At 43.1% G+C, this 18,058-nt stretch carries 17 protein-coding genes; 4 read left to right on the top strand and 13 right to left on the bottom strand.

The window, feature by feature from the left end; all coding sequences use genetic code 11:
• Window positions 1-80 precede the first annotated feature (80 nt).
• From DW930_RS10540 to DW930_RS00270, 4 genes are all read right to left on the bottom strand, one after another.
• Window positions 81-290, bottom strand: coding sequence for a hypothetical protein (locus DW930_RS10540; RefSeq protein WP_243635750.1), 210 nt, complete (start codon window positions 288-290; stop codon window positions 81-83).
• A 178-nt stretch (window positions 291-468) separates the two neighbouring features.
• Window positions 469-744 carry a PspC domain-containing protein gene (locus DW930_RS00280; protein ID WP_048689503.1) on the bottom strand — a complete coding sequence of 92 codons (276 nt, stop codon included), beginning with the start codon at window positions 742-744 and terminating at the stop codon, window positions 469-471.
• A 60-nt stretch (window positions 745-804) separates the two neighbouring features.
• Window positions 805-1,257 (bottom strand): SprT family protein, encoded by a 453-nt coding sequence (locus tag DW930_RS00275; protein ID WP_061564199.1) that lies wholly within the window; start codon window positions 1,255-1,257, stop codon window positions 805-807.
• Window positions 1,244-3,370, bottom strand: a complete 2,127-nt coding sequence (locus DW930_RS00270; RefSeq protein ID WP_123159030.1) for a Tex family protein — start codon at window positions 3,368-3,370, stop codon at window positions 1,244-1,246. Before DW930_RS00270 ends, DW930_RS00275 begins: the two co-directional genes overlap by 14 nt.
• 120 nt (window positions 3,371-3,490) lie before the next feature.
• Between DW930_RS00270 and DW930_RS10420 the strand changes: the two genes are divergently transcribed.
• The 4 genes from DW930_RS10420 to zwf all read left to right on the top strand — a co-directional run bounded on the left by DW930_RS10420 (window position 3,491) and on the right by zwf (window position 6,981).
• Window positions 3,491-3,637 (top strand): SPJ_0845 family protein, encoded by a 147-nt coding sequence (locus DW930_RS10420; RefSeq protein WP_165851205.1) that lies wholly within the window; start codon window positions 3,491-3,493, stop codon window positions 3,635-3,637.
• Complete coding sequence (locus DW930_RS00265; protein ID WP_123159029.1) at window positions 3,634-4,539, top strand: permease; 906 nt, start codon at window positions 3,634-3,636, stop codon at window positions 4,537-4,539. Before DW930_RS10420 ends, DW930_RS00265 begins: the two co-directional genes overlap by 4 nt.
• Window positions 4,536-5,351, top strand: a complete 816-nt coding sequence (locus DW930_RS00260) for a TIGR03943 family protein (RefSeq protein ID WP_120701753.1) — start codon at window positions 4,536-4,538, stop codon at window positions 5,349-5,351. Before DW930_RS00265 ends, DW930_RS00260 begins: the two co-directional genes overlap by 4 nt.
• 163 nt (window positions 5,352-5,514) lie before the next feature.
• The gene (zwf, locus tag DW930_RS00255) at window positions 5,515-6,981 is read left to right on the top strand and encodes a glucose-6-phosphate dehydrogenase (RefSeq protein WP_120701752.1); all 1,467 of its coding nucleotides are present in this window, start codon (window positions 5,515-5,517) and stop codon (window positions 6,979-6,981) included.
• Window positions 6,982-7,041: 60 nt separating this feature from the next.
• Here the strand turns inward: zwf and ftsY are convergent, their stop codons facing one another.
• The 9 genes from ftsY to yycF all read right to left on the bottom strand — a co-directional run bounded on the left by ftsY (window position 7,042) and on the right by yycF (window position 18,013).
• The gene (gene ftsY, locus DW930_RS00250) at window positions 7,042-8,709 is read right to left on the bottom strand and encodes a signal recognition particle-docking protein FtsY (RefSeq protein WP_117744493.1); all 1,668 of its coding nucleotides are present in this window, start codon (window positions 8,707-8,709) and stop codon (window positions 7,042-7,044) included.
• Entirely contained in the window at window positions 8,709-9,530 is an 822-nt protein-coding gene (locus tag DW930_RS00245) for a Cof-type HAD-IIB family hydrolase (RefSeq protein ID WP_123159028.1), read from the bottom strand. Before DW930_RS00245 ends, ftsY begins: the two co-directional genes overlap by 1 nt.
• Window positions 9,527-10,324 carry an HAD family hydrolase gene (locus DW930_RS00240; RefSeq protein WP_123159027.1) on the bottom strand — a complete coding sequence of 266 codons (798 nt, stop codon included), beginning with the start codon at window positions 10,322-10,324 and terminating at the stop codon, window positions 9,527-9,529. The genes DW930_RS00245 and DW930_RS00240 overlap by 4 nt, the downstream gene beginning before the upstream one ends.
• Window positions 10,314-13,859: a chromosome segregation protein SMC gene (gene smc, locus DW930_RS00235; protein ID WP_123159026.1), complete on the bottom strand. Its 3,546-nt coding sequence runs from the start codon at window positions 13,857-13,859 to the stop codon at window positions 10,314-10,316. The genes DW930_RS00240 and smc overlap by 11 nt, the downstream gene beginning before the upstream one ends.
• Window positions 13,850-14,551, bottom strand: coding sequence for a ribonuclease III (gene rnc / locus DW930_RS00230; protein WP_117744497.1), 702 nt, complete (start codon window positions 14,549-14,551; stop codon window positions 13,850-13,852). The genes smc and rnc overlap by 10 nt, the downstream gene beginning before the upstream one ends.
• Window positions 14,552-14,709: 158 nt before the next feature.
• Window positions 14,710-15,072, bottom strand: a complete 363-nt coding sequence (locus DW930_RS00225) for a YbaN family protein (protein ID WP_023023915.1) — start codon at window positions 15,070-15,072, stop codon at window positions 14,710-14,712.
• A gap of 82 nt (window positions 15,073-15,154) precedes the next feature.
• The gene (locus tag DW930_RS00220; RefSeq protein WP_117744498.1) at window positions 15,155-15,964 is read right to left on the bottom strand and encodes an MBL fold metallo-hydrolase; all 810 of its coding nucleotides are present in this window, start codon (window positions 15,962-15,964) and stop codon (window positions 15,155-15,157) included.
• Between the two features lie 8 nt (window positions 15,965-15,972).
• A complete protein-coding gene (vicK, locus tag DW930_RS00215; protein ID WP_117744499.1) occupies window positions 15,973-17,319 on the bottom strand; it encodes a cell wall metabolism sensor histidine kinase VicK in 1,347 nt (448 codons plus the stop codon).
• Window positions 17,312-18,013, bottom strand: coding sequence for a response regulator YycF (yycF, locus tag DW930_RS00210; protein WP_117744500.1), 702 nt, complete (start codon window positions 18,011-18,013; stop codon window positions 17,312-17,314). Before yycF ends, vicK begins: the two co-directional genes overlap by 8 nt.
• Between the last annotated feature and the right edge of the window lie 45 nt (window positions 18,014-18,058).

Below are 18,058 nucleotides of genomic sequence, written 5' to 3'. Positions count from 1 at the left end.
CTATTATAGCAAATTATCCCAGGTAAGACTTGCTCAAGCATCTTTTTTTAGTATCAAAACTGATGCTATTATTCTCACACTCATTCCAGTACTCTTTGATGTTTCTCTTTATCCTTGTTATCCCATATTTCTATCGTTTCTTCATTTGAAAAAAAAGATGAGAGTGGGACAGAAATCGGTAATTCGTTAGAATTCGATTTCGTCGTCCCACCTCCGCACAGCTTCAACAGTCTGGGAGACTGTTGAAGGTTGCAGATAAAGGAAACATAGTTTCCGTCAACATAGGGCATCTTTGAAGCTTAAAAAGCGAACAAAGACTTAGGATACTTGCTTCGCAAGTTCTATCCGCCACCTCAAAGCAGTGCTTTGAGCACTCAACCACTGCGTCTTGCTCGATAATCCAAAGACAATTGAGAGGCTAGGACTTTTGTCCCAGCCTCACATTCTTATTCGATTCATGAAAATTCTTTAAAAGAATGGATCATCGTCTTTGATTACTTGTGCATCCTTCCGTTTGCGAGGTCCGAGGCCATACTTTTCTCTTTCAAGATCTTCTTTATACGGCAAGGAGAAGGCACATAGGCAATAAATAGCCAAGCCTACAAGCCCATAAGCATGAAAGATACTAAAGAGCACAAAGAGAAAACGCAATAGGTTTGCATCGAGCCCAAATCGATCCGCTAGTCCAGCAAATACTCCGAAAACGATTCTGCCTCGACGTAATTTATAAAAAGTTGGATTCAAGGGCATACCTCCTATTATTTTAGAACAGTATATCCCGAAATCAAGTCACTGTCATCCGACTCAAGGCCGATTTCCTGGATCAATTGTCCCTTGATACTTAAGTAGTCCTCGACACCGACCACAGCGGTACTTTTGCAGATCAATCTGCCGCTTTCTCCTGAATTCTTGCCCACAGCTCGTACAAACATAAATCTTATAGTTTCCCTTATCAACTGAAGGGGCATACCGCAAGCCGTCTACCTTTTTGAGTAAGGCCTTGAAATCTTGATCCTGGTGGCGATAGCCCTTTTTCATATAGTAGAGATGGTAGTGACACAACTCATGACGGACAATCTTTCGAAAAATCTCCCAGCCAAATCTTTCTAGGATTCTAGGATTGAAATCCAGATGACCATCTTTAGGAAAGAAGCGACCGCCGGTCGAACGCAAGCGAGGGTTCCAGATCGCTTGGTGAAGAAAAGGGTGACCAAAATCTTCCAGCGATACTTCTTGAACGTATTTAGTCAGATTCATGTGGTGCCAAGAGGGAAAGATTCACTTTTTCCCGTTCTAAATCAATCTTGTAGACCCAAACGGTCACTAGGTCGCCAACTGAAACAACTTGACTTGGATGCTTGATAAAGTGCTGGCTCATCTGTGAAATGTGGATCAAACCATCTTCATGAATCCCAATATCGACAAATGCTCCAAAGTCAACAACATTGCGGACAACTCCTTCTAGTTTTTGACCAATCTTCAAGTCTTTCAAATCAAGAACATCCTGGCGAAGGACAGGAGCATCAAAAGAATCACGTAAATCGCGACCTGGTTTGAGAAGATCTGCGACAATATCTTTCAAGGTTTCAGGGCCAATTTCAAGTTCCTGGGCCATAGAAACCGTGTCAATTTGTTTCAACTTGGCTTGGGCCTCTTCATCCATCTCCTTGATGCCTAGTAAGGTAAAGAGCTTCTTCACTGCAGGGTAACTTTCTGGATGGACCCCTGTCCGATCGAGGAAATTCTCACTTTCTGGGATCCGTAAGAAACCAGCTGCTTGTTCAAAAGCCTTGGCTCCCAGACGAGGAACCTTTTTAATCTGTGCCCGAGAAGTGATCAACCCTTCTTCTTCCCGGTACTTCACGATGTTCTCAGAAATGGTTTTATTGAGACCAGCCACGTGAGACAAGAGGGCTGGACTAGCAGTGTTAATATTAACTCCGACTTGGTTTACCACGGTATCGACTACGAAATCAAGGCTTTCAGATAATTTCTTCTGGCTGACATCATGCTGGTACTGGCCGACTCCGATAGATTTTGGATCAATCTTAACCAACTCAGCCAGTGGATCCTGCAAACGACGGGCAATGGAGATGGCTGAGCGCTTTTCAACTGTCAGTTCTGGAAACTCATGGCGAGCCAATTCACTAGCTGAATAGACAGATGCCCCGCTCTCGTTCACAATGACATAGCTGACATTTGGAACTTCCTTGAGAACTTCCGCAACAAAGGCTTCGCTCTCTCGACTAGCCGTCCCGTTCCCAATCGCAATGATTTCCACGCCGTATTGACGAATCAGCCGTTTCAGTTCTTCTTTGGCCGCTTCAATTTGTGCTGGTTTAGCCGGCGCAACAGGGTAAATCACCTGGGTGGTCAACATCTTTCCTGTCTGATCGACAACAGCTAATTTAGCTCCTGTCCGAAAAGCTGGGTCAAATCCCAAGACCACGCGCCCCTTGAGGGGAGCAATCAGCAAAAGGTGTCGAAGATTTTCAGAGAAAAGCTGAATGGCTCCATCTTCTGCCACTTCTGTCAGTTCTGTCCGAATTCGACGCTCCATAGCTGGTAGCATTTTCTTTTTCAGAGCCTGGTTAATAACTTCTTCGATGTAGCTATTCTTCGATTTAAATCGGGCTTCAAAGTGACGAATCAAACGGTCTACAGGATGCTCAAATCCAACCTTTAATACCCCTAATTTCTCTCCACGGTTTAAGGCCAGGGTTCGGTAGCCCTGCATATTTGCAATCTTCTCAGAAAAATCATAATAGATTTGGAAGACTTGCTTCTCGTCTTTGCTTTCATCCTTCAAGCTAGAGGTGATCAAAGAGTGTTTGCGAATCTCCTGGTAGGTAAGGTTGCGCAATTGTGGGTCTTCTGCAATGGCTTCGACTAAAATATCGATTGCTCCAGAAATGGCATCTTTTACAGTTGGAAAAGCTTCTGATAAAAATCCCTCTGCTGCTATTTCCAAATCCTTTTGATCTTGCAAAATCATCCGAGCAAGCGGGAAGAGCCCTGCCTCACGCGCAATCGTAGCCTTGGTCCGGCGTTTTTCCTTGTAGGGAAGATACAACTCTTCCACATCTGCCAATTTTTCAGCTTGCTCAATCGCTTCTTTTAGGGCTGGAGTGAGTTTCCCAAGCTCTTCAATCTTAGCTAGGACAGTTTCTTTCCGATCAGCCAAGGCTGTCAAAGACCTGTCCATATCGATAATAGCCTTGATTGCCACTTCATCTAGATTCCCCGTTGCATCTTTTCGATATCGGGCAATAAAGGGGATGGTGGATCCCTCTGCTGTTAAGGTCAAAACGGTATCAATTTGTTTGAGACTCACGCCCAATTCCTGGGCTATTTTTTCATATTTTTCCATAGCTTCTATTATACCATAGAAAGCTCTCTATTCCGCCCTTCCGTCCTCTTTTTGCACTTGATTTCCCCTCTTTTCTGAGAATTTGATATAATGAGAAAAAAAAGAAAAGGAGACCTATTCATGGCTATTAAATTTTCAAAAACAGACGATTTAGACAAACTCTTTGAGGAATTTGCCGTTTTCCCAGATCCCCCTCAAGCCACTTTCCCAGATGCGAAGAAGGAACCAACTAAAGGGCAAAAAGTGCAGAAGGATTCTGACAAATGAATTTCTTTCAGCAGTTGCCAACTAGTGTCCTTCAAGCTGGAGCAATTTTTCTTTCGATTATGATTGAAGCCCTTCCTTTTGTTCTGATTGGAAGTCTGATTTCAGGGGCAATCGATGTCTACATCACCCCTGAAAAAGTTTATCGAGCTCTCCCTAAAAATAAATGGGGAAGAATTTTGTTTGGGACCTTGATTGGTTTTATTTTCCCTTCCTGTGAGTGTGGCATCGTCCCTATTATCAATCGCTTTTTAGAAAAGAAGGTCCCTAGCTATACAGCTGTGCCCTTTCTAGTAACAGCGCCAGTTATTAACCCCATTGTGCTCTTTGCCACCTATTCCGCCTTTGGCAATTCTGTTCAAATGGCTCTCTTACGAGCTATCGGCTCTATCCTGGTAGCGACTGTTCTGGGTATTTTCCTAGGATTTTTCCAAACCGCTTCTATTCAACGGGCCAACCGCAAGGAAGTCCATATACATGACTTTTCTAAACTATCTGCTGCTCAATGCTTTTTCCAAGTATTTGTGCAGGCCATTGATGAGTTTTTCGACACTGGACGGTATCTGGTCTTTGGTTGTTTGTTTGCCAGCGTGGTTCAGGTCTATGTGCCAACTCGAGTGCTGACTTCTATTTCAGCAACACCACTCTTAGCCATTCTCCTCCTCATGCTTCTTTCCTTCCTGCTCTCATTGTGTAGTGAGGCAGATGCCTTTATTGGCTCCTCCCTCCTCTCTAGTTTTGGCTTAGCTCCTGTCCTAGCCTTCCTGGTTATCGGTCCCATGCTAGATGTCAAGAACCTCTTGATGATGAAGAATTATCTGACCAATCGCTTTATTGTCCAATTTATTAGCATCGTCAGCCTAGTTGTCTTGGTTTATGCTTGGTTTGTGGGGGTGGTCCTATGATTCGATTTCTCATTTTAGCAGGCTATTTCGAACTGACTATGTATTTGCAGCTTTCTGGTAAGCTCAACCAATACATTAATATGCATTATTCCTATTTAGCCTATATCTCTATGATTCTTTCCTTCCTTTTGGCTGTCGTCCAGCTCTATATTTGGATGAAGAATCTGCCCGTTCATAGTCACCTAACCAGTAAAAAAGCCAAAGTCATGAGTATCATTTTACTCCTGATTCCTTTGATCGTTGGAATTGGTTTCCCGACAGTGACCTTGGATTCCCAAACGGTTTCAGCCAAGGGCTATCATTTCCCCATCGCAGCTGGCTCTTCTAAGGATATTCAAAACGACGAAGGAACAACCAACCAATATCTCAAGCCTGACACAAGCAGTTATTTTACCAAGTCTGCTTATGAATCCGAGATGAGAGCTGCAGCTAAGAAGTACCTCAAGCAAGATCATATCCAGATCACGACAGAAAACTACATGGAAGTCATGGAAGTTATCTACGACTATCCAGATGAATTTGCTGGAAAAACCTTTACCCTAACCGGCTTTATTTATAAGGATCCTCAAGATCCGGGTAGCCAGTTCCTTTTCCGTTTTGGGATTATCCACTGTATCGCCGACTCAGGAGTCTATGGTCTGTTGACCAAAGGAGCCTCCCAAACCTATGACGATAATACTTGGGTCCAAGCTACTGGAACTCTAAAGATCCAATACCATAAACAGCTTGGCCAAAGTCTTCCGGTCTTAGACATAAGGGAAGCTCATCAGGTAGAAAAACCCGCCAATCCTTATGTTTATCGGGTATTCTAGGCAGTCTATCACTCTGCAGGTTGTGACCTTTTGGTCCAACCTTTTTTTGTGCTTTCTTCTCCTTTTATTTCCTATGAAAGTCAGAATACTTTTACTTTCAAAGAGAAATTTTCTGAATTTTATGGTAGAATATGGTTTATCAAGTTAGAAAATAGGTATGAACATGTCTTCAAAAGTAATTGTAACCATTTTCGGGGCTAGTGGAGATTTAGCTCACCGCAAACTCTACCCTTCCCTTTTTAGACTCTATAAAGCTGGTAATCTTTCAGAGCATTTTGCAGTGATTGGAACAGCTCGTCGTCCTTGGAGCAAAGAATACTTTGAATCAGTTGTCGTTGACTCCATTTCGGATTTAGCAGATAGTCCTGAACAGGCGCAAGAATTCGCTAGCCACTTTTACTACCAAAGCCACGATGTTAATGATACCGAGCACTACATCAAGCTTCGTGAACTCCAAAATCAGCTCAATGACACCTACCAAGCTGACCACAATAAACTCTTCTTCCTATCCATGGCACCCCAGTTCTTTGGAACCATTGCCAAACATTTGAAATCTGAAGGAATTGTGGATGGAAAAGGCTTTGAGCGTCTAATCGTAGAAAAACCATTTGGAACTGACTTAGAAACAGCCAGTCAGCTCAACAAAGAACTGGAAGAAACCTTTGAGGAAGAGCAAATTTTCCGAATTGATCATTACCTTGGTAAAGAAATGATCCAGTCTATTTTTGCCCTCCGTTTTGCCAATCTAATCTTTGAAAACATTTGGAACCATGACTATATCGACAATGTCCAAATCACCTTTGCAGAACGTCTGGGTGTGGAAGAGCGTGGTGGCTACTATGATGAATCTGGTGCCCTCCGCGACATGGTTCAAAACCATACCCTTCAATTGCTTTCTCTCTTAGCGATGGACAAACCAGCTTCCTTCACCAAGGAAGACATCCGTAAAGAGAAGGTAAAAGTTTTTGAACAATTGGTCAATCCTTCTGAAGAAGAATTAAAGAAATTGTTTATTCGAGGCCAGTATCGTTCTGGAAAAATCCAAGGGAAAAAGGACATCTCTTACCGTAGTGAACCAAATGTCAACCCTGAATCCATGACCGAAACCTTTGCTTCTGGTGCCTTCTTTGTGGATAGTGATCGCTTCCGTGGAGTACCTTTCTTCTTCCGTACAGGAAAACGTCTCACAAAAAAGGGAACCCATGTGAATGTGGTCTTTAAACAGATGGACTCTATTTTTGGTCAAGAAATTGAACCCAATGTGCTGACCATCTACATCCAACCAAACGAAGGCTTCTCTCTCTCTGTCAACGGGAAAGAAGTCGGCGAGCAATTCCAGATCGCTCCGATATCCTTGGATTATGAAACTGATGCGACAGCGACCGGTGCTTCTCCAGAGCCTTACGAAAAGTTAATCTATGATGTCTTAAATAATGACTCTACCAACTTTAGCCACTGGAACGAAGTAAAAGCATCTTGGAACTTGATTGACCGGATTGAGAAATTATGGGCAGAAAATCAAGTCCCTCTTCATGAGTACAAATCTGGAACCATGGGACCTCAAGCATCCTTCGACCTCTTGAAGGATTACAATGCTGAATGGGTCTGGCAACCAACGATTGAAGAATAATCTATCCTTCTTACTAAAAAATGCAACTTAAAAACTCATCTCTAGAGAGATGAGTTTTTTTTATATCAAGCCTTCTAACAAGCCACGCATAAAGTTCTCAGAATTGAATTCACCGATGTCATCGATTTTTTCACCAAAACCAATTAATTTTACAGGAATATCCAATTCTTCCCGGATTGCAAGGACCACTCCACCTCGAGCCGTTCCATCAATTTTAGTGAGGACGATTCCAGTAATAGGCGTGATCTTGGAGAATTCCTTGGCTTGGACCAGAGCATTCTGTCCTGTGGAAGCATCTAAGGCCAAGAAGGTTTCGTGAGGGGCTGTAGGATCCACCCTCTTGATAATGCGACCAATTTTTTCTAATTCAGCCATCAGATTGTCTTTGTTCTGAAGGCGACCAGCAGTATCAATCATCAAAACATCGACTTGCTCTGCCACGGCCCGTTCCATTCCATCAAAGACGACACTTGCAGGATCTGACTTTTCAGGACCAGTGACAACAGGCACATCCACACGGCGTCCCCATTCAGCTAACTGAGCAACGGCACCTGCCCGGAAGGTATCTGCTGCGACCAACATCACTTTTTTCCCTTCCTTCTTGTACTTATGAGCTAGTTTTCCGATAGAGGTTGTTTTCCCAACGCCATTCACTCCCACAAAGAGCATGACCGTCAAGCCATCTTTAAAGTTAATTTGCTCATTGTATTGGCCATCTTTTTCGTAGAGATCCACCAATTTTTCAATGATCACGCGACGCAAGACATCCGGTTTCTTGGCATTTTCCAAACGGGCTTCATAGCGGAGCTCTTCGGTCAGATTCGAAGCGACCTGGACCCCTACGTCACTCATAATCAAGAGTTCTTCCAACTCTTCAAAGAAATCTTCGTCGACGGAACGGAAGTTGGCAAAGAAGGCATTAAGAGCTGCTCCAAAGCCGGTCCGAGTTTTCTTCAAGCTCCGATTGTATTTTTCTTGAACCGTTTCTGTAGGTTCAGCAATCTCTGGCTCACTTGTAGTTTCTTCTACTGAAGACTCTTCCTCAACCTCTTCTGAAATCTCGGATTCGCTAGTAGCTTCCTCTACTGGCGATTCTACTTCAAGCACTTCGGTTCCTTCTTCAGAACTTTCAGGTATTTCCTCTTCAACGAAAGGTGCTTCCCTTACCACATCCAATTCTGGCACACCTTCAGGCTCTTCTTCAACTAGTTTGTCAGACTCTTGAGAAGGACTTGAAGTCTCAGATGTTGTTCCATTCTTTACAAGAACTTCCTCTTCCAGGGCTTCTTGGACAAGATCTGATGAAGAATCTGGGTGCTCCTCATCAACACCCACTTCTTGTAGGGATTCTGCATCTAAAGTCTGATCTCCAGTCACAGGGGAAGTCTCAGATACTTCCTCAGGAGAGGTTTCCTGCTCTACTTGAGAAGGTGCCTCTTCTTCGACAGCTGTTTCCTGATTTACAGGCTCTTCTAAAGGCACTTTTTCACTAGATGCTTTCGACTCTTGAGATGGTCTCGCTGATTCGGCAGCCATTCGCTCTTTTAATTCAGCGTAGTAGGCTTCCATTGCCGAAATCTTAGCCTCATCACTTTGTGAAGGCTTATTTGATACCGGCTCAGCTGGCGAGCTTACTTCTTCCTCGCTTCCCCCAATCTCTTCTGTAAGATCTTGGGTTTGTGGTTTTGTTTCTTCTTTTCTTCCAAATAGTCGGTCAAATAATCCCATTATTGACCCTCCTTCAATACATATTCTTCAATCGCTCTTCCGACTGCATCTTGATCATTGGTGTAGTCCGAGACTAGAGTGGCAATCTCCTTCACTTCATCCACCGCATTGGCCATAGCGATTCCGAGTCCTGCCCATTTTAACATGCTGGCATCATTGGCTTCATCACCGCAAGCCATGACTTGACTAGCATCGATTCCTAAATACCCTACCAAGGCCTCCAAGCCTCGATCCTTTTGAACTCCTTTGGGGCACCATTCCAAGAGCATGTCCCTCGATTTAAAAATCTCAAAACGCTCCCCTAATTCAGGAGAAATCTTTGGAATTGCGCTATCCAAATAGTCCTGATGAAAGGCTGTCACACACTTGTTATAGGAAATCTGGCTGGACAAATCTTCAATAGAAACAGGAATAAAGTTCAAGTAAGGATTATAGAGGGGATAAAGAGACTCTTGATCAGATGCAAGTGTATAAACATCCCCTTCGCTAATAGCGTCCAAGGGCAAGCCAAGGGCCTCTGTCTCTTCATAAATCCGAAGGACATCATCGCGAGAGAAAACTGTTTTGCCAATTATCTCTCCTGTATTCTTTTGTACCAAGCCCCCATTAAAGGTAATGGTGAATTCATCTGACAAGCCGGCAGTCCCAATTTCTTGGAGCAGAAAATCCATGGCCTTGAGGGGACGCCCCGTCGTCAAAACCACTTTAACCCCTTTTTCTTGTGCTGCACGAATCGCAGCCAGATTCCGAGGGGAGATTTTCTTTTCTGAGTTTAAGAGAGTGCCGTCCAAGTCTAGTGCGATAAGCTTAATATGACTCATAGTTCTTCCTCCATATAGCGAAGGACAGATCCTGTCGAATGGTGGCCTACTACTGTTTCAGCCAACTCCAAAATCTCTGGACGGGCATTTTCTGGCGCAATCGCATGACCAACTACCTGCATCATATGAAGATCATTGAGGTTATCTCCAAAAGCTAGGACTTGATCTCGACTAATGCCCAACTGATCCATGAGGGCTTGGATGGCTACTCCCTTGTCCACATAGTCCAAGACAATATCAATGCACTCATAACCAGTGGTCATGGCCTTAACCCCTTCAACATTTTGGGTAACCCAGGCCTCACCTTCTACCAACACTTCTTGGTCAAAATTAGTGGTCATCTTGAAGACAAGATCATCAATTTCTGAAAAATTCGATACCTTTTGAATGTTTTCATTGTAGTTTTGTGAAGCAGCTAGATAGTCTGGATCAACGGTCTTTAGAACATAGCTCCCGCGTTTTCCTGTTAACAAGCACTTATTTTTATCGAAATAAGGACATTCCTGCAACTTGGCAAACATGGCTTGGTAAAAATCAGGACTCATGGTTGCCTCATAGACATCCTCACCATGAAACTCAACAACACTGCCGTTTTCAGCTATAAAAATAATCTGATCCTGAACCTCTTTAAAGATTGTCTTTAAAGAGAGGAGAGGCCGACCACTTGCTGCCACAAAGTAGATCCCTTTTTCTTGAAATTTCTTTAGCACCTTTAGGAATAATGCTTGATCAAATTCATGATTTTCATCCAGAAAGGTCCCATCCATGTCTGTTGCGACTAATTTAATTTCCATTATCCATTCCTTCTATATCTTTCAGTTTTACAGATACAATCTTAGAGACTCCTGATTCTTGCATGGTCACTCCGTAGATGGAATCTGCTGCAGCCATGGTTCCCTTACGGTGGGTAACCACAATAAACTGACTTTCCTTATCAAAACGATTGAGGTAATCCCCAAACCGTTTAACATTGGCTTCGTCTAGAGCCGCTTCTACCTCATCCAAGATGACAAATGGAATGGTCTTGACACGAATGATTGAGAAGAGGAGGGCTAAGGCTGACAAAGCTTTTTCTCCACCACTCATCAAATTCAAGGATTGAATTTTCTTGCCAGGTGGTTGGACAGAAATCTCGACCCCAGCTGATAAGAGATCCCCATCCGTCAGGATGAGATCTGCCGATCCTCCGCCAAACATCTGTTTAAAGGTTACCCGGAAAGATTCACGAATTGCTTCAAATGTCGACTTAAAGCGTTCTTTCACCTCATCATTCATGTCATTAATGGTTTCAAGAAGAAGATTCTTCGCTGCCAAGACATCTTCTCGTTGACCGGAAAGGAAATCAAATCGCGTCTTGACCTCATCGTATTGTTCGATGGCATCGATGTTAACAGGTCCCAGGGCCTTAATGGCTTTTTCTAAGTCTTTCAAGGCTTGCTCAGACTGGGCTAGATTTTCGAGTTCATTAGCCTGTTTAGAAGCCTCTTCAAAACTCATCTTGAATTCGTCTGTCAGAGCCAACATCAGTTTATTCAATTTGTCTGCCAAGCGATCACGATTGGATTCTGCTTTGGCCTGTTGGCGAATCCACTCCTCGTTTTGACGACGAGCTTGCTCCATATGGCCGGCCACATCTTCTGACTGGCCTTCCAAATCCTCCAATTCAAATTGCTTGCGAATCACAGCTTGCTCCAGAGCAGTTTTCTCTTGAAGGGTTTCTTGCAGTTGTTTTTCAAGGACAGAGACGTCGATTTGCTCATGTCGGTCTTCTCCCTTCTCAATCGCGTATTGGAGGGCCTGAATTTCTCGTTCAGTAGAAGCCAACTCTTGTTGCAAACGTTCTATATCTGTCTGGTCAAAGGTCAATTGACTCTTCAGTTCTGTTTTCTGTAATTGGAGCTTGGCAATGGCTGTTCGTAGGCTTTCTACTTTCTCAACAATGACATCTTTATTGAGCTTGACTTCTTCAATCTCAGCAGTAACTTGCTCTTTTTCCTTCTCAATTTCTTTCAATCGAGCTTGCAAGAGATCTCGTTTTTGGAGGAGCTCTTGGTTACTTCCCTCATCCAGCTCTGCACGGATAACTTCTAGCAGTTCTTGGGCATCCAGGAGTTGCTGGTGAGCTTGCTCAAAAGCCAGTTGAAGACGTTGCTCTTCTAATCGAGCTCCTTCACCTTGAACTTTCAAAGATTCTAGTTTTTCTTGTGATCTGGTCACTTGTTCCTGTTGCTCTTGAACCTGGCCTTCTACTTCCCGCAAATTCTTCTGAATAGAGGCCAATTCTTGGTGCAAGCGATCCAGTTCTGGTTTGATAAAAATCGAATTATTGGTTCGATTCGCTCCCCCTGCAAAGGAACCACCTGTGCGAAGTTCGGTTCCATCCAGCGTCACCATACGAACCTGGTAGGCGACCTTACGAGCAGCCGCCTTGGCATGGTCAATGGTATCAAAAATAGCCGTAACCCCCAAGAGGTTTTGGAAAATCGACTCTAGGGAAGGATCATAATCAACCAAACTGCTAGCCATCCCAAGGAAACCGGGACAGGCTTCAATCAGTTCTTGATTCTTTCCAGCTAGGTAGCGTGGTTTAATGGTGGTCAAAGGAAGGAAGGTTGCCCGACCCGAGCGATTCTTTTTCAAATATTCGATAGCCCGTGTTGCTGCTCCTTCGTCTTCTACGATGATATGCTGACTGCTGGCTCCCAGAGCAATCTCTAAGGCAGTCTGATATTCTGGTGAGAAGGAGAGTTTTTCACTGACAGCTCCTACAATCCCGCCCAGACGAGCCGCTTCTTGCAGGACACTCTTCACACCCGCATAAAAATTGCTATGATTCTTTTGAATCGCCTCCAAACTGTTAATGCGAGCCTGTTTCTCCTTACTTTGATCCAGTAGATCAAACATCTTGGCTTGGCCTGATTGATAGGCCTGGCGAGCTTCCTCAAACTGTTTCGCTTCTAACTGATAGGTCTCAAGCAAGTGTTTGAGATGCTCTTGAGCGAGTTGATAAGCCTCTTTAGCAACTTGCTCTTTTTCCTGCAATTCTGTCACCAATTGGATTTGATTTTTGTAATCTTCCTTTTTACTTTGTGACAATTGAGCTGAAGCTTCCAATTGATTTTCAATAGTTGTTAATTCATTTGACCGCTCTGCTTCATCCTGCATCAAGGCCACGTATTTTTCACGTAGATACTCGATCACCTGATCTGGATCTTCTGAGAAGCTGGCCAACTCTTTCTCCAGACCTTCAATAGCTTCTTGGCTCTTTTGGAGTTCTTCTTGAAGACTCTTTGTATTGACTTGTTTTTCTTCCAACTGATTCCGAAGAACTTGTAGGCGTTCTTCCAGAGCATTGACCCGCTCTTGATTTTCCTGACGGCTTCGAGCGACCTGTTGCGACTCCAACCGTGCCAATTCGATTTGTTTCTCCAAATCACTTAAGAGGCGAGTTAATTCTATGAGGCTAGCCTGATCATCTGATAATTGGTGTTGAAGGGCCTGACGACTCTGTTTCAATCGGAGGCTTTCTGCCTCGTACTCTTCTCTTTTCTGGTAATAAGCCTTTAATTGCTCCTGGATAGAGGCCTCTTCTTGGACTGCTTGATCATAGTCTTTTTTATTGACTTCGATCTGAGCAATCAAAACATCCAAATAAAGGACTTGGCGTTGTTGATCCAATTCTAAGAAACGTTTGGCTACAAGAGCTTGCTTTTCTAGAGGTTTGATTTGCCCCTCTAACTCAAAAATAATGTCTTCTAAACGGTCCAAATTATCCTGGGTTTGGACCAACTTAGATTCCGTTTCCTTACGACGCGTCTTAAATTTAAGAACCCCAGCGGCTTCCTCAAAAATAGCCCGTCTCTCTTCTGGTTTCGAGTTGAAGATTTCCTCGACCTTCCCTTGGGAAATAATGGAGAAAGAGTCTCTCCCAAGTCCAGTATCCATAAAGAGATCATGGACATCTCTCAAACGGACTTTCTTGCCATCAATCTTGTACTCACTGTCACCCGAGCGATAGATATGACGTTCTACTCGAATTTCCTTAGCAGCATGTTTGATAAAGCCATCCCGATTATCCAGCACTACCGTTACACAGGCGTAATTCAAGGGTTTACGAGTCTCCGTCCCTGCAAAAATCACGTCGGGCATCTTGCCTCCACGTAGGCTCTTGACACTTGATTCCCCTAAGGCCCACCGTAGACTTTCTGTAATGTTTGATTTTCCAGATCCATTAGGGCCAACTACTGCGGTTACCCCTTGGTCAAATATGACCCGAGTCTTATCTGCAAAAGACTTAAATCCTTGAATCTCAATTTCCTTTAAATACATGAGGGATCCACCTTATTTTCCACTGCTTTTTTTGCTGCTTCTTGTTCGGCAGCCTTTTTAGACCGGCCACGTCCTTGACCGATTAGTTTCCCATTGACAGACACTTGAACTTCAAATTCCTTGGCATGAGCTGGACCTGACTCACTCGTCACCTCATAAGTAATCTGTACATCTCCGTGGATTTGAAGGATTTCTTGCAAGCGTGTCTTATAGTCAATCACTTGTTCAAATTGACCTGCCTCGACTTTAGGAATCATGACTTGCTGAATGAAATTCCGAACAGTCTCCACTCCTTTATCCAAGAGCAAGGCCCCTAAAAAAGCTTCAAATAAATCTCCCAAGATGGTATCTCGGTTACGTCCTCCAGATTTTTCCTCTCCCTTGCCAAGTTTGATAAATTGATCGAAACCACAATCACGAGAAAAACCTGCCAGGCTTTCCTCACGAACAATCATGGAGCGCATTTTTGACAAATCACCCTCTGGCTTGCTTGGGTAGAGGGCAAATAAATATTCGGAAATCACTAACTGGAGAACAGCGTCTCCTAAAAATTCCAAACGTTCATTATGTGAAATTTTTAAGAGGCGATGCTCATTCGCATATGAGGTATGTGTAAAAGCTGTTTCCAACAATTCTGTATCGTCAAAAGTCAGCCGAAATTTCTCAGCAAGAAGGTTATATAAGGCTTGCATCACGTTACTACTTTCTTTCTTCATTTATGCATCTGGATCAAATCTTATGACTCATTTCGTCCAAAAGATACACCCCTCTATTATACCAAAAAAGAGTGCGTATCGCACTCCTTTCCCTTGTTTTCACGATAGGATTTATAGGCTATTCTTTCCTTATCTCATTCTTCTTTATCCGGAATCACTTTGAACAAATAATAGCTTATAAAAATAGTTAATCCCACTAGACCTAATTTCACAAACCAGAGTGGAGCCAGGTAAATGGAAATCCCCATCAATAGGTAAATTTGTAGGATAATTCGTTTTTTCCGCTTCTTAGAGATCGACTTTGTTTCCCGATAATCTGCTACATAAGTTTGGTACAACTTGGTCCCATGTAACCATTTTTCAAAGCGTTGAGAACTTTTTGCAAAACAAGCCATGGCTAATAAAAGAAACGGGGTCGTAGGTAAAATCGGTAAAGGAATCCCAATAATCCCTAATCCTAAGGAAATAAACCCTACTGTTATATACACGTATTTCAAACTAACTGCTCCTATCCTTCCACTTATTTCAAGCTACACTACTGACCTAAAAAAGAGATGACCTCATCTCCTTTTTTATCTTTTAGATATCTACTAACGGAGTCGCTGTATCCGGAGATGTATCCAACACTTCAAAATCATGACCTACTGCCAAATCTGCTCGAGCCAATTGATTGACCATGGTCATATGGGCCAATTCCTTGATATTGTTTTCCTTAGATAAGTGGCCTAGATAAATTTTCTTGGTCTTATTGCCTAGGGTCCGAATCATGGCATCGGCACCATCTTCATTAGAGAGGTGACCCAAATCGGATAAGATCCGTTGCTTTAATCTCCAGGCGTAAGAGCCTGCCCGTAGGATTTCCACATCATGGTTGGACTCAATCAAATAGCCATCAGCATTTTCAACAATTCCTGCCATCCGATCGCTAACATAACCTGTATCTGTCAGCATGACGAAACTCTTTCCATCCTTCATGAAACGATAGAACTGTGGAGCCGCAGCATCATGGCTGACACCAAAACTTTCCACATCCAAATCCCCAAAGGTTAAGGTCTTGCCCATCTCAAAAAGATGTTTCTGGGAGTCATCGATCTTCCCAAGGTACTTGCTTCCCTCCATGGCCTTCCATGTAGCTTCATTGGCGTATAGGTCCATCCCGTATTTACGCGCTAGTACACCAACTCCATGAATGTGATCCGAATGTTCATGTGTAATCAAAATAGCATCAAGATCTTCGGGTTTGCGATCAATTTCTGCAAGCAAACCTGTAATCTTCTTCCCGGACAAGCCTGCATCTACTAGGATTTTTTTCTTAGGTGTCTCTAGGTAAAATGAGTTACCACTCGATCCTGAAGCCAAAATACTATACTTAAACCCTTTTTCATCCATTTGTTTTCTTATTCATCCTCATTATCCCATCCATCATCCCGGATAGCATCTTTATCATATGGTAGAACAATCGTGAAAGTAGAACCTTTTCCATATTCACTCTTGGCCCAAATAAATCCATTGTGCTGCTTGATAATTTCCTTCGCAATGGCAAGCCCTAAACCAGTCCCACCCTGAGCGCGACTACGGGCTTTATCCACACGATAAAAGCGGTCAAAAATACGAGGGAGGTCCTTTTTAGGAATCCCTAAGCCCTCATCCGAAATCGAAATAATCAACTGGGCATCCGTTGTTTTCATCCCCACACGAATTTCCCCACCATCTGGGGAATATTTAATGGCGTTATTTAAGATATTGTCTAAGACCTGCGTCATCTTATCTGTATCAATTTCAACCCAGACAGGAGAAATGGGATATTCACGAACAATATCATATTTCTTCTCTCCAGCCTGATTCTTCATCTTATCAAAGCGGTTCAAAATGAAGGTAATAAAGGCTGTAAAGTTGGTCAATTCAACATCCAATTGACTGGTTTCATTATCAATCCGTGAAAGACTCAATAAATCCGTCACCATCCGCATCATCCGGTTGGTCTCTGTCAAAGATACTTTAACAAATTCCGGTGCAACTGGATCAAAAATCGCTCCGTCATCCAAGGCTTCCAAGTAGGATTTGACACTGGTCAATGGAGTTCGGAGTTCATGACTAACGTTGGATACGAATAAACGACGTTCCCGTTCTTCCTTGTCCTGTTCAGTTGTGTCATGCAAAACGGCAACCAGACCAGAAATAAAACCAGACTCTCTCCGAATCAAGGCGAAGCGAACCCGTAAAGAGATGTACTCCCCATTTTCATCCTGCGAATCGATCGTCAGTTCCGGAACATTGGTAATCAAGTCACGCAGTTCATACTCTTCACTAATGCCAAGCAAATCCAGAATACTGGTGTTCATGACCTCTTCGACCACGACATTGAGTTGTTTGGCAGCCATTTCATTAACCAGGATAATCTGTCCTCGACGATTGGTCGCTAAGACCCCATCTGTCATATAGGAAAGAATACTAGTCAAGCGCTTGGTTTCTTGCTCCAAATTTTCATGCGTCAAACGGATAACTTCTGATAAATCATTGATATTGTTGGAAATCTCTGTCAATTCAGGACCTCCTTGTAAATCAATAATATCTGAATATTCTCCGGCAATCAAACTCTTAATTTTATCATTCAACAAACGTAGCTTCATGTTATCCCGGCGATTTTCTAGGATCAGCAAGGCCACCACGATAATAAATCCAAGAGTGATTAATATAAAAACAAAATTATAAGAGGTCATGACTTCTTTGATGTGATTAATCATTGTTTCTCATATAGTAACCGACACCGCGGCGCGTTAAAATATACTCCGGACGACCTGGAATATCTTCGATTTTTTCACGCAAACGTCGAATCGTTACGTCCACTGTCCGAACATCTCCAAAATAATCGTAGCCCCAGACTGTTTCCAGTAAATGCTCACGGGTCATGACTTGCCCTACATGGGTCGCCAAGTGATAGAGCAACTCAAATTCGCGATGGGTCAGCTCGAGCTCTTTGCCTTTTTTCTGAGCAAGGAAGGCATCCGGAATGATTTTCAAATCACCAATCACAATATCTGAATCTGATATAGACTCTGTCTGTGATTCTACCGTTAGTTCTGTCCGACGCAACAAAGCTTTTACGCGAGCTTGAAGCTCACGATTTGAGAATGGCTTAGTCACATAGTCATCCGCACCAATTTCAAGACCGATAACCTTATCAAATTCGGTATCTTTAGCAGATAGGACAATAATCGGTACATTACTGGTCTTTCGAATGGTACGCGCTACTTCCAAACCATCAATTTCAGGAAGCATGAGGTCCAGAATCAAAATATCTGGGTTCTCAGCTTCGAAAACAGCCAGTGCTTCTTTCCCATCGAAGGCAGTCAAGACTTCATAACCTTCTTTCGCCATATTGAATTTTATAATATCCGAAATCGGCTTTTCATCATCTACAACAAGAATTTTCTTCATACATGTACCTACTTCTATTTTTTCTTTGCTTCTTCAAATCTCTTT

This window comes from Streptococcus sp. AM43-2AT (assembly GCF_003603405.1).
Taxonomy (GTDB): Bacteria; Bacillota; Bacilli; order Lactobacillales; family Streptococcaceae; genus Streptococcus; species Streptococcus ilei.
Note: the sequence above shows the minus strand (reverse complement) of the source record. Positions and strands in the feature narration are given on the sequence as shown.

Bases quoted from the DNA above. Each gene is read 5' to 3' on its own strand.
- DW930_RS00270 (WP_123159030.1), bottom strand. From the start codon at position 3,370: ATGGAAAAATATGAAAAAATAGCCCAGGAATTGGGCGTGAGTCTCAAA.
- DW930_RS00260 (WP_120701753.1), top strand. From the start codon at position 4,536: ATGATTCGATTTCTCATTTTAGCAGGCTATTTCGAACTGACTATGTAT.
- DW930_RS10420 (WP_165851205.1), top strand. From the start codon at position 3,491: ATGGCTATTAAATTTTCAAAAACAGACGATTTAGACAAACTCTTTGAG.
- ftsY (WP_117744493.1), bottom strand. From the start codon at position 8,709: ATGGGATTATTTGACCGACTATTTGGAAGAAAAGAAGAAACAAAACCA.
- DW930_RS10540 (WP_243635750.1), bottom strand. From the start codon at position 290: ATGCCCTATGTTGACGGAAACTATGTTTCCTTTATCTGCAACCTTCAA.
- DW930_RS00245 (WP_123159028.1), bottom strand. From the start codon at position 9,530: ATGAGTCATATTAAGCTTATCGCACTAGACTTGGACGGCACTCTCTTA.
- zwf (WP_120701752.1), top strand. From the start codon at position 5,515: ATGTCTTCAAAAGTAATTGTAACCATTTTCGGGGCTAGTGGAGATTTA.
- rnc (WP_117744497.1), bottom strand. From the start codon at position 14,551: ATGCAAGCCTTATATAACCTTCTTGCTGAGAAATTTCGGCTGACTTTT.
- yycF (WP_117744500.1), bottom strand. From the start codon at position 18,013: ATGAAGAAAATTCTTGTTGTAGATGATGAAAAGCCGATTTCGGATATT.
- vicK (WP_117744499.1), bottom strand. From the start codon at position 17,319: ATGATTAATCACATCAAAGAAGTCATGACCTCTTATAATTTTGTTTTT.
- DW930_RS00265 (WP_123159029.1), top strand. From the start codon at position 3,634: ATGAATTTCTTTCAGCAGTTGCCAACTAGTGTCCTTCAAGCTGGAGCA.
- smc (WP_123159026.1), bottom strand. From the start codon at position 13,859: ATGTATTTAAAGGAAATTGAGATTCAAGGATTTAAGTCTTTTGCAGAT.
- DW930_RS00220 (WP_117744498.1), bottom strand. From the start codon at position 15,964: ATGGATGAAAAAGGGTTTAAGTATAGTATTTTGGCTTCAGGATCGAGT.
- DW930_RS00275 (WP_061564199.1), bottom strand. From the start codon at position 1,257: ATGAATCTGACTAAATACGTTCAAGAAGTATCGCTGGAAGATTTTGGT.
- DW930_RS00240 (WP_123159027.1), bottom strand. From the start codon at position 10,324: ATGGAAATTAAATTAGTCGCAACAGACATGGATGGGACCTTTCTGGAT.